The following is a 12,568-nucleotide window of genomic DNA, read 5'->3' as shown; positions in this document are numbered from 1 at the left end:
CGTCCCCGCGTTGTTTCGCTCCCCCTCTCACCGCAACCATAAGGCTCTCAGACGTTTTACCTAACGGAGCCTGGCTCATGACAGTAACTGCAAAGCGTTTTCGTATCGGGGTGGAAGGTGCCACCACGGACGGGCGCGAGATTTCCCGCGAATGGCTGGTGCAGATGGCCGCCGCCTACAACCCGGCGGTGTACACCGCAACCATCAATCTGGAGCACATCAAGTCTTACGCGCCGGACAGCACCTTTAACCGCTACGGCACGGTGAGCGCGCTGGTCGCTGAGGAAATCAGCGACGGGCCGCTGGCCGGAAAAATGGCGCTGTACGCCGACATCCTGCCGACGGACTCCCTTGTGGAGCTGGTGAAAAAGGGCCAGAAGCTTTTCACCTCCATGGAGGTCAGCACTAAGTTTGCTGATACCGGCAAGGCTTATCTGGTCGGCCTCGCCGCTACCGATGATCCGGCAAGCCTCGGCACCGAAATGCTGGCGTTCAGCGCCAAAGCGGAGCAAAACCCGCTGGCGAACCGCAAGCAGCACCCGGACAACCTCTTTACCGCCGCCACCGAAACGGTGATTGAGCTGGAAGACAAGCCGGAAGAAAAGCCCGCGCTGTTCACCCGTATCAAAGCCATGTTCAGCAAGCAGCAGCAGACCGATGCCGCGCGCTTCAGCGACGTGCATCAGGCGGTTGAACTGATTGCCACCGAACAGCAATGTTACAGCACCCGCACCGACAAGGCGTTGGGCGAGCAGGCGGAGCGCCTGAGCCAGCTGGAAACCTCGCTGAACGAACAGCTGGATGACCTGAAGGCGCAGCGCGAAGCGTTCACCGAGCTGAAATCACAGCTGGAGCGTGAAGACAGTCGCAAAGATTTTCGCCAGCGAACGCCGGGTGGCAACACGCCAGCGGCACAACTGACCAACTGCTAAAGGAGCAGCACACCCCATGAAAAAGAACACCCGTTTTGCGTTTAACGCCTACCTGACGCAGCTGGCCACCCTGAACGGCGTGCCGGTCGAGGAGCTGGCGAGCAAGTTCAACGTTGAACCGTCCGTGGCGCAGACGCTGGAAGACACCATTCAGCAGTCCGCCGCGTTCCTGACGCTGGTCAACGTGGTCGGCGTCAGCGAACAGTCCGGCCAGCTGCTGGGCCTTGGCATCGGCGGCTCCATCGCGGGCACCACGGACACCTCCGCGAAGGACCGCGAGCCTACCGACCCGACCGAAATGAGCGGTGTTGAGTACAAGTGCGAACAGACCAACTTTGATACCGCGATCACCTACGCCAAGCTGGACATGTGGGCGAAGTTTCAGGACTTCCAGACCCGCATCCGCGACGCCATCGTGAAGCGTCAGGCGCTGGACCGCATCACCATCGGCTTTAACGGTGAGAAGCGTGCCAAAACCTCGGACCGCGTGAAGAAACCGATGCTGCAGGACGTGAACAAGGGCTGGCTGCAGAAGCTGCGCGAAGATGCACCGGATAACGTGATGGGCAGCACCACCAAAGACGGCGCGACCACCGCCGCGCCGGTTAAGGTCGGCAAGGGTGGCGCTTATGTCAACCTCGACGCGCTGGTGATGGATGCGGTTAATGAGCTTATCGATCCTATCTTCCAGGACGATGACGAACTGGTGGTGATCTGCGGGCGCGAGCTGCTGTCCGATAAGTACTTCCCGCTGGTTAACAGCGAGCAGGCCAACACCGAGAAGCTGGCGGCTGACCTCATCATCAGTCAGAAACGCATGGGCGGCCTGCAGGCGGTACGCGCGCCGTTCTTCCCGCCAAAGGCCGTGCTGATCACCCGCCTGGACAACCTGTCCGTGTACTGGCAGGAAGACACCCGCCGCCGTTCGGTCATTGACAACCCGAAACGTGACCGCATCGAAAACTTCGAATCGGTCAACGAGGCCTACGTGGTGGAAGACTACCGCTGCGCCGCGCTGGTTGAAAACATCGAAATCGGTGATTTCTCCGCGCCCGCCACTACCGACACCGGAGAGTAACGAATGAGCCTGAGTCCCGCCCGGCAGCACCGCCAGCGCGTTCAGGCTGAACAGGCCGCCCGTCAGGGCGGCAGTGTTCGCCACGCCAGCGGCTATGAGCTGATGCTGATGCAGCTCGGTGAAGACCGCCGCCGCCTCAAGGGCATTCAGTCCACCGTGAAAAAAGCCGAAATCAAAATAGAAGTGCTGCCCCGGTATGTCCCGTGGGTGGACGGCGTGCTGGCCGCTGAGGCCGAACAGCAGGATGACGTGGTGATGTTCGTCATGCTCTGGCGCATTGACGCCGGGGACTATGCCGGGGCGCTGGCGATTGGCCGCCATGCCATCCGTCGCGCGTGGTCAATGCCGATTGGCAACCGCAACACGCAGACGGTGCTGGCCGAGGAAATGGCCGATGCCGCGAAAAATGCGTTGCTGGCAAACGCGGAGTTTGACGTGGATTTGCTGCTGCAGACGCTCGACGTGATTGGCGATCTGGATATGCCGGACCAGTCGCGAGCCCGCCTGCACAAGTCCATCGGATGGTTGCTCACTGAGAGCAGCCCGGCGTCCGCACTGAATCACCTGACCCGCGCGCTGCAGCTTGACGAGAAGTGCGGCGTAAAAAAAGACATTGAGCAGCTGGCGCGGAAAATCCGCAACGCCAGCTGATAACCGGACGTGCCCACGCGCGGGGCGGCACGGGGTGGCGACAGGCTTCAGCCTCATCAAAACCCCGTCCACCGCCCACCCTTTTCAGGAGTAGCAAGTTATGGAATTCGTAGCGCCGCAGAAGGCGACGGGAGCGCCGGACGTTATCCCCAACAATTCATTCTGGCCCGACGTTGATATGGCGAAGTTTCGCGTGTCAATGCGCGTTGACGGCACCGTGACGCCGGAGCGCCTGCGGCAGGTGGTGCTCACCGCGATGTCAGAAGTCAACGCGGAGCTGTATCCGTGGCGCGAGCAGCAGGAGCTGCGCGGCTATAACCTGCTGGCCGACGTGCCGGGAGAGATGCTGGCCGGTGAGAGCGCCCGACTGCATCACTATCAGAATGCGGTGTGGTGCTGGACCCGCGCGGTGCTCAACGAGCGCTATCAGGACTTTGACGCCACCGCTGCCGCCGTGAAGCGCGGCGAGGAGCTGGCGGACGCCACCGGCGATTTGTGGCGTGACGCCCGCTGGGCCATCAGCCGCGTGCAGAACCTGCCGCACTGCACCGTGGAGCTTATCTGATGAAAGTGCGTGCGCATCAGTACGACACGGTGGACGCGCTCTGCTGGCGTCACTACGGGCGCACGCAGGGCGTGACCGAGCAGGTTTTACAGGCAAATCCGGGGCTGGCCGGGTACGGTCCCATCCTGCCGCACGGGCTGGAGGTGGAGCTGCCGGACGTGACAACAACGGCCACCGTGCAGGCCGTCCAGCTCTGGGACTGAATCATGTGGGAGAAAATCAGCACCTTTATCACCTGGTGCATTGCGGTGGTGATGGCGTGGCTCGGTGGCATGAACCTCAAGGACGTGTCTACCGTCGCCGGAGTGCTTATCGGCCTGCTGATGGCGCTTATCAGCTGGTATTACAAGCACAAAACCTATCAGCTGCTGGCGCGCGGGCGCATCACGCGGGAGGACTATGAATCTGCAAACCGTTAAGCGCTGCGCCGTCGGCGCGGTGCTGGCCATCGCCGCCACGCTGCCGGGCTTTCAGCAGCTGCACACCTCACCGGAGGGGCTGCGGCTTATCGCCGACGCTGAGGGGTGCCGCCTGAAGCCCTACCAGTGCGATGCGGGAACGTGGACCGACGGCATCGGTAACACGTCCGGCGTGGTGCCGGGTAAGAGCATTACCGAGCGGCTGGCGGCGGGGAATTTCATCACCAACGTGTTACGCGTCGAGGCGGCACTGGCGCGCTGCGTGGCAGTTTCCATGCCGCAGCAGGTCTATGACGCGCTGGTGTCGCTGGCGTTCAACGTCGGCACCGGCAACGCCTGCGGTTCAACCATGGTGGTGCTGCTGAAACAGGGTAAGTGGCGCGAGGCGTGCTATCAGCTGCCGCGCTGGGTGTACGTCAAAGGCGTATTTAATCAGGGTATCGACAACCGGCGTCAGCGTGAGCTGGCATGGTGCCTGAAAGGAGTGTGACATGCAGTTACTGAAAACGTGGTGGTTTACGGCGCTACTCGCCACCCTGCTGACGCTGGTCAGCGGTTATCACGACAGCTACGCAGGCTATCCGGTGGCGGCGCTGATGTGGGCCGACTTTATCGCGTGGATGCTGGTGAGCTTTGGCGGGCTGTATGCCTGCACCCTGACCGGCGGTGACCGGAAACGGGTGTTTGCCTGGCTGATGCGGTTCGCACGGCTGGCCGAGCGCGTGCCGCTCAGGTGGTATCACCGCGTGTTTATCGCCGGGGTGATGTGGGGCGCGGGCTGGAAGCTCACGGCGCTGGTCAGCCTGCTGGCCGTGTTTCAGCGTGGGCTGCTCAGGCCCGAGCTTGAGCGGGCCACAGCATGATCCGCGCGCTGGTTGTGGTGCTGGTTGTGGTGATGGCCTTGCTGGGCGTGCAGTCGTGGCGGCTCGGCACCGCGCACAGCCGCATCGATACGCAGGCCACCACGATAGCGAGCCAGGGCAAAAAGCTGTCGCAGAAAAACGGCCAGTTGATTGCGCTTAATATCCTGACGCAGACCAGCAGCCGCGCGCAGACGCAGCTGTACGCTGCCGCCGAGCAGAACGGCAAGCTGCTGCGCGACCGGCAGCGCACTATTGAGGAAATGAAACGTGAAAATGAAGACCTTCGCCGCTGGGCTGATACCCCTCTGCCTGATCCTGTTGTCCGGCTGCGCCAGCGACCGGCCCTCGCCGGAGGTGAATCTTACCGTGAGTGGCTGTCCCAAAATCACCCGCTGCCAGCTGGACCCGGCAGGGCCGCGCAGTAACGGCGATCTGAACGCGCTGCTGGACGAAACCGAGGCCGCCTGGGCGGCGTGCGCCGATAAGGTGGACACCATTATCAGCTGTCAGGAAAAAGACGATGAACAAGCCGCAGTCCTTACGCAGCGCCCTGAATAAGTCCGTGCCCTACGTGGCGGAAAACCCGGACCGGCTTCACCTGTTCGTGGACAGTGGCCAGCTTGTCGCCACGTCCGCCGCTTCGCTGTCGTGGGAATACCGCTATACGCTGAATATCGTCATTACCGACTTTACCGGCGATCAGAACCTGCTGATGGCGCCGGTGATGTTCTGGCTCAGGGAAAACCAGCCGGACGCGCTGCAGAACAGCGACCAGCGGGAAAAGCTGTTTTCATTCGAGGTGGATATTCTGGGTAATGACCGCTGCGACATCAGCATGGACCTGAAGCTGACCGAGCGCGTCGTGGCAACCACCGTTGACGGCAAAACCCGCGTTGAGGCCCTTCAGGAGCCGGAGACCCCGGAGGAGTTCTGGACGGTGAAACGTGGCTGAACTGCATGAGGTGGACGCCTGGCTGGATGCGCTGCTGGCGCAGCTTGAGCCAGCGGCCCGTAAAAAGATGCTGCGCGAGGTGGCGCGCGACGTGCGCCGCATTCAGCAGGCGAACATCACCGCGCAGCGCTCGCCGGACGGCACCGCGTGGGAGCCGCGCCGCGTCACCCCCCGCAGTAAAAAGGGGCGCATCCGCCGCGCCATGTTCGCAAAGCTCAAAACCGCGAAATATCTGAAGGCGCAGGCCACCGATGACGCCGCCGACGTGTCGTTTGTGCCTGCGGTTCAGCACCTTGCCCGCGTGCACCATTATGGTCTGCGGGACCGGGTGAACCGTCGCGGTACCACGGTGAAGTACGCCGAGCGCCCGCTGCTAGGTATCAGCAGCGAGGTGGACAATACCTTGCGGGAAACTCTGCTGCGCTGGCTCAGCGAGTAAGCCGGGTTATTACCCGAATATCACCGCGTGTACGCCGGGATGGGCATTTGCTACCGTTTCCCTGATCGGCCTGCCGTGCGTGAAATCCAGTATGTGCGCAAGCTCCGGGTTGTCCTCAATGACGCTTATTCCTTCGCGCGTGATCTGTTCAAAGATGCGCGCCGCTTTTTCGCCAAACAGAAATACCACCTCGCCGCTGATGTCGCCTTCCTGCACCTTGCGTATGCGCACCGGTCCGTGCGCCATCACGCTGACCTGATAAACCACCATGCCTGCCTCCTTTAACTGCGGGTTTCATTGTGCCATCCGCCAGACAATGCCCGGCGGGTGCCGATGCGTGGCATTGCTGACACTCTCCCGGTATGAACGAAAAACTCACTGAAATAATGCGCCTCATCACCAACCTTATCCGCACCGGCACCGTGTCAGAGGTGGATAAGGCTAACTGGCTGTGCCGGGTGAAAACGGGCGACCTTGAAACCAACTGGATTAACTGGCTTACCACGCGCGCCGGTGAGACACGCACGGCGTGGAGTCCGTCCGTCGGTGAGCAGGTCGTGCTGCTGAGCCTCGGCGGCAACCTTGAAACCGCCTTTGCGCTGCCCGCCATTTATTCCGATACCTTCCCGCCGCCTGATTATTCCGAAAGCGGCAGCACAACCGTCTTCAAGGACGGCGGATGGTTTCAGTATGACCCCGAAACCGGCCAGCTGCTGATTAAGAACATCAAAAGCGTACTGGTAGAAGCTGAGGAAGGGTTTCAGGTTAAAACGGGCCAGTTTGGTGTGACGGCTGACCAGACGCAGATTAACAGCGACACCGTAATGAACGGTGACGTGACGCAGGGTGGTGGGTCGATGAGTTCTAACGGCGTCGTGGCAGACAAGCACCTGCACGACAAGGTGAAGACCGGCGGCGATATGTCAGGAGGTCCGCAGTGATGTATCTCGGCATGAACCGTGAAACCGGCGAAGCGGTGACGGACATTGAGCACATCCGCCAGAGCGTGCGCGATATCCTGATGACGCCGGAGGGCAGCCGCGTGGCACGCCGGGAATACGGCTCGCTGCTGTCGTCCTTTATCGACCAGACGCAGAACGATGTCGTCCGCCTGCAGGTGATGGCGGCGGTGTATACCGCGCTCAGCCGCTGGGAGCCGCGCATCAGGCTCAGCACCGTAAACATTACCACCGCCATGGACGGCTCCATGGTGGTTGAGCTGACCGGCCAGCGCGATGACGGCTCGCCGGTTGCCATGTCCGTTTCAACAGGAGAAAAAAGTGGCGGTAATTGACCTTTCGCAGCTGCCCGCGCCGGAAGTGATTGAGGTGCCGGACTTTGAAACGCTGCTGGCTGAGCGCAAAGAGGCGCTGATAGCGCTCTATCCGGCGGACGAACAGGCGGCGGTGCGTCGCGTGCTGGCGCTGGAGTCCGATCCGATTGTGAAGGCGCTGCAGGAAAGCGTTTACCGGGAAATCCTGCTGCGCCAGCGCATTAATGAGGCGGCACAGGCCGTCATGGTGGCCTATGCGCTCGGCAGCGATCTCGACCAGCTGGCCGCGCGCAGCAACGTGCAGCGACTGATTGTTACCCCGGCCAACCCGGACGTCGTGCCGCCGGTCGAGGCGGTGATGGAATCAGACGACGCGCTGCGCGTGCGCGTGCCGGAGGCTTTTGAGGGGCTGAGCGTGGCTGGACCGACGGCGGCCTATGAGTTTCACGCCAAAAGCGCCGATGGGCGGGTGCAGGACGTGTCCGCAACCAGCCCGACACCGGCCACGGTGGTGATTACGGTGCTCAGCCGCGAGGGAGACGGCACGGCGGCGGCGGATTTACTGACCACAGTGAACACCGCGCTGAATGCCGAGAACGTGCGCCCGGTGGCGGACCGCGTGTCCGTGCAGGGGGCCACCATCCACAGCTACAGCGTTAAGGCAAAGCTGCACCTGTTCGACGGTGTGGCTGCCGCTCCCTGCCTTGAGGCGGCAAACGCGAAGCTCGCCACCTATCTCACCGAGCAGAAAAAGCTGGGACGCAGCGTGCGCCGGGAGTCTTACGGGGCGGTGTTACGCGTGGCCGGAGTGGACTGGGTGGAAATGATCGAACCGGCGGCGGACATCATCATGGACCGCACGCAGGCGGGCAACTGCACGGGCACCGATGTGTCGGTGGCGGATGATGAGGTGCTGGCATGAGTCAGAGCCTGCTGCCGCCGGGTTCCTCTGCGCTTGAGCGCCGTCTGGCCGAGGCGTGCAGCGGGATTACCGGCTTAAACGTGCCGCTGCGCGAGCTGTGGAATCCGGCCACCTGCCCGGTGAGCTTTCTGCCGTATCTCGCCTGGGCGTTTTCGGTAGACCGCTGGGACGAGAGCTGGAGCGAGAGCGTCAAACGGCAGGTGGTGCAGGATGCGTTTTACATCCATCAGCACAAGGGCACCATCAGCGCTATCCGGCGCGTCGTCGAGCCGTTTGGTTTCCTGATCCGCGTGATTGAGTGGTGGAACAACAACGAAGCGCCGGGCACTTTCCGCCTGGACATCGGCGTGCAAGAGCAGGGCATCACGGAAGACACCTATCAGGAGCTTGAGCGGTTAATCAGCGACGCCAAGCCCTGCAGCCGCCATATGCTCGGCATGTCCATCAACCTGCAGAGCGGCGGTCAGTGCTTTGTGGGGGCGGCCAGCTATGACGGTGACGATCTGACCGTTTATCCCTATACCCCTGACATTATCGCCGTCGGCGGCCAGAGCTACACGGGCGCGGCGGTTCACATAATCGACCTGCTGGAAGTGGGACCATGACACAGAAATTTTATGCAATCGTGACCAACCTTGGCGCTGCCAAGATTGCCAACGCCGTATCGCTTGGCACTAAGCTGAACATCACGCAGATGGCCGTGGGCGACGGCGGCGGCGTTACGCCCACGCCGAACGCCAGCCAGACAAAGCTGGTCAGTGAGGTGCGCCGCGCCGCGCTGAATTCACTCACCGTGGACACCGCCAACGGCAGCCAGATAATCGCCGAGCAGATTATTCCGGAAACCGAAGGCGGATTCTGGATCCGCGAAATGGGCCTGTTTGACGCCGATGGCACGCTGATCGCGGTCTGTAATACCGCAGAAACTTACAAGCCACAGCTGCAGGAAGGCAGCGGGCGCACGCAGCGGCTGCGCATGCTGATTATTGTGAGCAGCACCGATGCGGTCACGCTCAAGGTGGACCCGTCCGTGGTGCTGGCAACCCGCCAGTATGTGGATGATGAGGTGCTGGAGGTGCGTCAGTACGCTGACAGCCTGATGGCGGCGCATCTTGCGGCAAGCGATCCGCACAAGCAGTACGCGCCCAAAGCCAGCCCCACCTTTACCGGCACCCCCAAAGCGCCCACCGCAGCGGCAGGCAACAACTCTACGCAAGTGGCGACCACTGCTTTTGTTCAGGCCGCACTGACGGCACTTGCAGGAGGCGCGCCCGCTGCGCTTGATACCCTCAAGGAGCTGGCCGACGCGCTGGGTGGGGATGCGAACTTTTCCACGACAGTACTGAACAAGCTCGCCGGGAAAATGGATATCGCGAAGAACGGCGCAGATATTGCCGATGTGTCCGCGTTCCTTAAAAACCTCGGGCTGGGTGATGGTTCGGCGCTGCCGGTCGGCGTGCCGGTGCCGTGGCCTTTAGCAACAGCACCCACCGGCTGGCTGAAGTGCAACGGGGCCGCATTCAGCGCGACGGATTACCCGCAGCTGGCGAAAGCGTATACCTCGCTTACCCTGCCCGATCTGCGCGGTGAGTTTATTCGTGGGTGGGATGACGGGCGCGGCGCTGACAGCGGGCGAACGCTTCTCAGCAGTCAGGCCCATGCTTTCCAGCAACACACGCACACCGTCGCGGTCCCGCTGCGAACAACAGACAGCGATCGCGGTAGCCTTGATTCAACCTACAGCGTTGATAACACGCAGACGGTGACCACCAGTGGCGCATCCGGCAATACCGCAACCGAAACCCGTCCGCGAAACGTCGCACTTAACTACATTGTGAGGGCTGCATAATGGCCGATGAAAAAGAGGTGATGCTTGACGAGAAAGGGCTGGCGCAGTCATCGGGCATTCTGACCGTTTATAACTTTGATCCCGAAACCGGACTTTATTCCGGCAGCAGTCAGGAGTTTCTGACGCAGGGACTTGGCATCCCCGCGCACTCAACTGTGAATGTTCCACCGTCTGAGAAACCAGGCCAGGTGAGTGTGTTTCTTGACGGCAGCTGGCAGCAGGTGGTCGATCATCGCGGTGAAACGGTTTACAGCACAGCGACCGGCGACGCCATCACTGTTTCGCTGCCGGGCGATTACCCTGCCGGAACCACTTTACTGAAACCGGCGACGGCCTTTGATAAGTGGGGCGGTATTGCATGGGTGACAGATACGGCGGCGGCACAGCAGGCAGCCATCGCAGCGGCAGAAGCCGAGAAAACGTCCCGTATCAGTGAGGTGGGAAACGTCACGCAGGCATGGCAGACGCAGCTCATGCTCGGTATCATTACCGAACTGGATAAGGCCTCGCTTACCGTATGGATGAAATATCTTCAGAAATTACAGGCGATGGATGTTTCAACGGCACCAGATGTAATCTGGCCACAAAGGCCTGACAAGGCATAATTATGGTAATACGTCGTGAAATAGTGGGTGAGCTGAGTGCGGCGTTAATTTTCGAATAAGTGAGAAAAAAATCCCGCAACCTGACCAGGTATGCCGGGCGGAAAATCGTAAATTGAAATTCGCGACAAAGATAATCGCTCCTGAACAATAACATCCTGGCTTTAGAATGTTAATGGTATTTTCTTAATTGTTTGTAGGTTAACAATAACCAGGGTTATTACCAATGCAAAAAAAAGCCGCGCGGTGGGGCGCGGCATAGCAATGCGGATTTCAAAATAAAATTGTTATTAGTTTCAGGCCTATCTTAGTAGGTGAGATTGTCTCGTCAACCCACATTGATTTTTGTAGGGACATTTTATTGAAAAAAGCCTTACCAGACCAGTTTTTCAGCATGTATTCATCCGGCGGCCTACTTTTAGATAAAAAAAACCCGACACTCGGCAAGGATAGTGTCGGGGGAAAAAAATAACACAGGAAATAGATTGCAGATTGCTCCAGCAATCACCGGGAAAAGTACCATTGCATTGTTAAGTGAAAATGACAGTTTTCTTAATGGGGTTGGAAAAAAGGAAGGTCTGTCCAGGTGTACTTTGCCAAAAAATAAGCCACGCGGGAGCACGCGTGGCCCAAAAGTTGGTACGGGTAGGCTTATTTATAATCGACTAAAGCGTCATTCAGATATCGGTTTATGTCAATTTTTTGGCGCTGTTTTTACGCACCGCTTAACGTTTCCCTGATACTGACTTCGTTGCTGGTCCAGTTTTATCCTTGCATCGTAGGCAGCGATAACCCACAGTCCTCTTGGTGTCAGTCGGGAACGCTCGCTTACTCTGCGCCACTCTTCTCCATAGAAATATTCAGCCAGTCGAAGTCTTACCAGTTTCTCCATCACCGTGGGCATTTTGTCCGCCGGAACTGAGCCTCTCTCCTGCATAATGGATAGCAGACGAAAATGCATCGGGGCCAGTTTCATTATCCTCTCCTTTTTACGGTCCTGCTGTTTATCTGGCGGAGAACGCCTTTAGTCACTTTTATGAGGATTAATTATAAACATCTCCCTTTTCTCTGTTGATATCTGGTACTAAACACATCTGTACGATTAAAAAAAATTGTGTGATTTCTCACACAATGCCAGACGGATGCGCGCGATAAAGCGAACGATGACCATAGCGGAACCCCTTCACAGGAGAACCGCCACATGGCACAGGATTATCACCACGGCGTGCGAGTTGAGGAAATCAACGAGGGCACCCGAACCATTACCACCGTCAGCACGGCGATTGTCGGTCTGGTCTGTACCGGCGACGACGCCGACGCGGCGACCTTTCCGCTCAATCGTCCGGTACTTCTGACCGACGTACTTACCGCCAGCGGTAAAGCGGGCGAATCCGGTACGCTTGCCCGTTCGCTGGACGCCATCGCCGACCAGTCAAAGCCCGTCACCGTCGTGGTGCGCGTGCCGCAGGGCCAGACCGAGGCGGAAACCACGGCCAACATCGTCGGCGGCGTGACCAACGGCCAGCGCACCGGCATGAAAGCCCTGCTGGCCGCGCAGTCGGTGTGCGGCGTCAAGCCCCGCATCCTTGGCGTGCCCGGTCACGACACCAAGGCCGTTGCCACCGAGCTGCTGAGCGTGGCGCAGAGCCTGCGCGGCTTTGCCTACCTGTCAGCATACGGCTGTGAGAGCGTGGAGGAGGCGATTGCCTACCGCGCCAACTTCAGCCAGCGCGAGGGCATGCTTATCTGGCCTGACTTCATCAGCTTTGACACCGTGCTGAAAGCGGACGCGACGGCGTATGCCACCGCCCGTGCGCTGGGCCTGCGCGCCAAGATTGATGAACAGACGGGCTGGCATAAGTCGCTGTCGAACGTCGGCGTGAACGGCGTCACCGGTATTTCAAAAGACGTGTTCTGGGACCTGCAGGACCCGGCCACCGACGCCGGGCTACTGAACCAGAACGATGTGACCACGCTGATCCGCAAGGATGGCTATCGCTTCTGGGGTTCACGCTGCCTGAGC

The 12,568-nt window shown here is 60.0% G+C and carries 21 protein-coding genes; 19 read left to right on the top strand and 2 right to left on the bottom strand.

All coding sequences use genetic code 11. The features are described 5' to 3' along the window. Window positions 1-77 precede the first annotated feature (77 nt). The 12 genes from PSSD_RS19230 (at window position 78) to PSSD_RS19180 (ending at window position 5,899) form a co-directional block, all read left to right on the top strand. Window positions 78-932, top strand: coding sequence for a GPO family capsid scaffolding protein (locus tag PSSD_RS19230; RefSeq protein WP_058973336.1), 855 nt, complete (start codon window positions 78-80; stop codon window positions 930-932). Window positions 933-948: 16 nt separating this feature from the next. Next, window positions 949-2,010, top strand: a complete 1,062-nt coding sequence (locus PSSD_RS19225) for a phage major capsid protein, P2 family (RefSeq protein ID WP_058973335.1) — start codon at window positions 949-951, stop codon at window positions 2,008-2,010. Between the two features lie 3 nt (window positions 2,011-2,013). Then, a complete protein-coding gene (gene gpM / locus PSSD_RS19220) occupies window positions 2,014-2,661 on the top strand; it encodes a phage terminase small subunit (RefSeq protein ID WP_058973334.1) in 648 nt (215 codons plus the stop codon). A 100-nt stretch (window positions 2,662-2,761) separates the two neighbouring features. Then, the gene (locus PSSD_RS19215) at window positions 2,762-3,226 is read left to right on the top strand and encodes a head completion/stabilization protein (RefSeq protein ID WP_058973333.1); all 465 of its coding nucleotides are present in this window, start codon (window positions 2,762-2,764) and stop codon (window positions 3,224-3,226) included. Beyond that, window positions 3,226-3,429 (top strand): tail protein X, encoded by a 204-nt coding sequence (locus tag PSSD_RS19210; protein ID WP_058973332.1) that lies wholly within the window; start codon window positions 3,226-3,228, stop codon window positions 3,427-3,429. Before PSSD_RS19215 ends, PSSD_RS19210 begins: the two co-directional genes overlap by 1 nt. A gap of 3 nt (window positions 3,430-3,432) precedes the next feature. Beyond that, a complete protein-coding gene (locus PSSD_RS19205) occupies window positions 3,433-3,645 on the top strand; it encodes an HP1 family phage holin (protein WP_058973331.1) in 213 nt (70 codons plus the stop codon). Further along, window positions 3,626-4,135 carry a lysozyme gene (locus PSSD_RS19200; protein WP_058973330.1) on the top strand — a complete coding sequence of 170 codons (510 nt, stop codon included), beginning with the start codon at window positions 3,626-3,628 and terminating at the stop codon, window positions 4,133-4,135. The genes PSSD_RS19205 and PSSD_RS19200 overlap by 20 nt, the downstream gene beginning before the upstream one ends. Window position 4,136: 1 nt before the next feature. Beyond that, on the top strand, window positions 4,137-4,508 hold the full coding sequence (locus PSSD_RS19195; protein WP_058973329.1) for a DNZ54_00345 family protein: 372 nt from the start codon (window positions 4,137-4,139) through the stop codon (window positions 4,506-4,508). After that, window positions 4,508-4,933 (top strand): Rz-like lysis system protein LysB, encoded by a 426-nt coding sequence (lysB, locus tag PSSD_RS19190; RefSeq protein ID WP_058973352.1) that lies wholly within the window; start codon window positions 4,508-4,510, stop codon window positions 4,931-4,933. Before PSSD_RS19195 ends, lysB begins: the two co-directional genes overlap by 1 nt. Continuing rightward, window positions 4,827-5,066, top strand: a complete 240-nt coding sequence (gene lysC, locus PSSD_RS28180) for an Rz1-like lysis system protein LysC (protein WP_235589257.1) — start codon at window positions 4,827-4,829, stop codon at window positions 5,064-5,066. Before lysB ends, lysC begins: the two co-directional genes overlap by 107 nt. Beyond that, the gene (locus PSSD_RS19185) at window positions 5,029-5,460 is read left to right on the top strand and encodes a phage tail protein (RefSeq protein ID WP_058973328.1); all 432 of its coding nucleotides are present in this window, start codon (window positions 5,029-5,031) and stop codon (window positions 5,458-5,460) included. The genes lysC and PSSD_RS19185 overlap by 38 nt, the downstream gene beginning before the upstream one ends. Beyond that, entirely contained in the window at window positions 5,453-5,899 is a 447-nt protein-coding gene (locus PSSD_RS19180; protein ID WP_058973327.1) for a phage virion morphogenesis protein, read from the top strand. The genes PSSD_RS19185 and PSSD_RS19180 overlap by 8 nt, the downstream gene beginning before the upstream one ends. A gap of 9 nt (window positions 5,900-5,908) precedes the next feature. Here the strand turns inward: PSSD_RS19180 and PSSD_RS19175 are convergent, their stop codons facing one another. Beyond that, on the bottom strand, window positions 5,909-6,169 hold the full coding sequence (locus PSSD_RS19175) for a hypothetical protein (protein ID WP_058973326.1): 261 nt from the start codon (window positions 6,167-6,169) through the stop codon (window positions 5,909-5,911). A 92-nt stretch (window positions 6,170-6,261) separates the two neighbouring features. On the opposite strand from PSSD_RS19175, the gene PSSD_RS19170 reads away from it, so the two are divergent. The 6 genes from PSSD_RS19170 to PSSD_RS19145 are packed head-to-tail and all read left to right on the top strand — an operon-like array spanning window position 6,262 to window position 10,548. After that, window positions 6,262-6,840, top strand: coding sequence for a phage baseplate assembly protein V (locus PSSD_RS19170; protein ID WP_058973325.1), 579 nt, complete (start codon window positions 6,262-6,264; stop codon window positions 6,838-6,840). After that, window positions 6,840-7,193 carry a GPW/gp25 family protein gene (locus tag PSSD_RS19165; RefSeq protein WP_058973324.1) on the top strand — a complete coding sequence of 118 codons (354 nt, stop codon included), beginning with the start codon at window positions 6,840-6,842 and terminating at the stop codon, window positions 7,191-7,193. The genes PSSD_RS19170 and PSSD_RS19165 overlap by 1 nt, the downstream gene beginning before the upstream one ends. After that, window positions 7,180-8,094 (top strand): baseplate assembly protein, encoded by a 915-nt coding sequence (locus tag PSSD_RS19160; protein ID WP_058973323.1) that lies wholly within the window; start codon window positions 7,180-7,182, stop codon window positions 8,092-8,094. Before PSSD_RS19165 ends, PSSD_RS19160 begins: the two co-directional genes overlap by 14 nt. Continuing rightward, window positions 8,091-8,699: a phage tail protein I gene (locus PSSD_RS19155; protein ID WP_058973322.1), complete on the top strand. Its 609-nt coding sequence runs from the start codon at window positions 8,091-8,093 to the stop codon at window positions 8,697-8,699. The genes PSSD_RS19160 and PSSD_RS19155 overlap by 4 nt, the downstream gene beginning before the upstream one ends. Next, a complete protein-coding gene (locus PSSD_RS19150) occupies window positions 8,696-9,943 on the top strand; it encodes a phage tail protein (protein WP_058973321.1) in 1,248 nt (415 codons plus the stop codon). The genes PSSD_RS19155 and PSSD_RS19150 overlap by 4 nt, the downstream gene beginning before the upstream one ends. Beyond that, complete coding sequence (locus PSSD_RS19145; protein WP_058973320.1) at window positions 9,943-10,548, top strand: tail fiber assembly protein; 606 nt, start codon at window positions 9,943-9,945, stop codon at window positions 10,546-10,548. The genes PSSD_RS19150 and PSSD_RS19145 overlap by 1 nt, the downstream gene beginning before the upstream one ends. Window positions 10,549-11,239: 691 nt before the next feature. Here PSSD_RS19145 and PSSD_RS19140 read toward each other — a convergent pair. Continuing rightward, window positions 11,240-11,521 carry a hypothetical protein gene (locus tag PSSD_RS19140; RefSeq protein WP_058973319.1) on the bottom strand — a complete coding sequence of 94 codons (282 nt, stop codon included), beginning with the start codon at window positions 11,519-11,521 and terminating at the stop codon, window positions 11,240-11,242. Between the two features lie 225 nt (window positions 11,522-11,746). Between PSSD_RS19140 and PSSD_RS19135 the strand changes: the two genes are divergently transcribed. Continuing rightward, window positions 11,747-12,568: phage tail sheath subtilisin-like domain-containing protein (locus tag PSSD_RS19135; protein ID WP_058973318.1), on the top strand; the 822-nt coding region annotated here is incomplete at its 3' end.

This window comes from Type-D symbiont of Plautia stali (assembly GCF_001485335.1).
In the GTDB taxonomy this organism is placed as follows: Bacteria; Pseudomonadota; Gammaproteobacteria; order Enterobacterales; family Enterobacteriaceae; genus Pantoea; species Pantoea vagans_C.
The sequence above is the reverse complement of the archived record's forward strand: the minus strand, read 5'-3'. Positions and strand labels throughout refer to the sequence as shown.

Coding starts and splice junctions, on each gene's coding strand:
- PSSD_RS19165 (WP_058973324.1), top strand. CDS start 6,840: ATGTATCTCGGCATGAACCGTGAAACCGGCGAAGCGGTGACGGACATT.
- PSSD_RS19155 (WP_058973322.1), top strand. CDS start 8,091: ATGAGTCAGAGCCTGCTGCCGCCGGGTTCCTCTGCGCTTGAGCGCCGT.
- PSSD_RS19200 (WP_058973330.1), top strand. CDS start 3,626: ATGAATCTGCAAACCGTTAAGCGCTGCGCCGTCGGCGCGGTGCTGGCC.
- PSSD_RS19145 (WP_058973320.1), top strand. CDS start 9,943: ATGGCCGATGAAAAAGAGGTGATGCTTGACGAGAAAGGGCTGGCGCAG.
- PSSD_RS19225 (WP_058973335.1), top strand. CDS start 949: ATGAAAAAGAACACCCGTTTTGCGTTTAACGCCTACCTGACGCAGCTG.
- PSSD_RS19195 (WP_058973329.1), top strand. CDS start 4,137: ATGCAGTTACTGAAAACGTGGTGGTTTACGGCGCTACTCGCCACCCTG.
- PSSD_RS19230 (WP_058973336.1), top strand. CDS start 78: ATGACAGTAACTGCAAAGCGTTTTCGTATCGGGGTGGAAGGTGCCACC.
- PSSD_RS19175 (WP_058973326.1), bottom strand. CDS start 6,169: ATGGTGGTTTATCAGGTCAGCGTGATGGCGCACGGACCGGTGCGCATA.
- PSSD_RS19185 (WP_058973328.1), top strand. CDS start 5,029: ATGAACAAGCCGCAGTCCTTACGCAGCGCCCTGAATAAGTCCGTGCCC.
- PSSD_RS19170 (WP_058973325.1), top strand. CDS start 6,262: ATGAACGAAAAACTCACTGAAATAATGCGCCTCATCACCAACCTTATC.
- PSSD_RS19215 (WP_058973333.1), top strand. CDS start 2,762: ATGGAATTCGTAGCGCCGCAGAAGGCGACGGGAGCGCCGGACGTTATC.
- PSSD_RS19140 (WP_058973319.1), bottom strand. CDS start 11,521: ATGAAACTGGCCCCGATGCATTTTCGTCTGCTATCCATTATGCAGGAG.
- PSSD_RS19150 (WP_058973321.1), top strand. CDS start 8,696: ATGACACAGAAATTTTATGCAATCGTGACCAACCTTGGCGCTGCCAAG.
- gpM (WP_058973334.1), top strand. CDS start 2,014: ATGAGCCTGAGTCCCGCCCGGCAGCACCGCCAGCGCGTTCAGGCTGAA.
- PSSD_RS19210 (WP_058973332.1), top strand. CDS start 3,226: ATGAAAGTGCGTGCGCATCAGTACGACACGGTGGACGCGCTCTGCTGG.
- PSSD_RS19205 (WP_058973331.1), top strand. CDS start 3,433: ATGTGGGAGAAAATCAGCACCTTTATCACCTGGTGCATTGCGGTGGTG.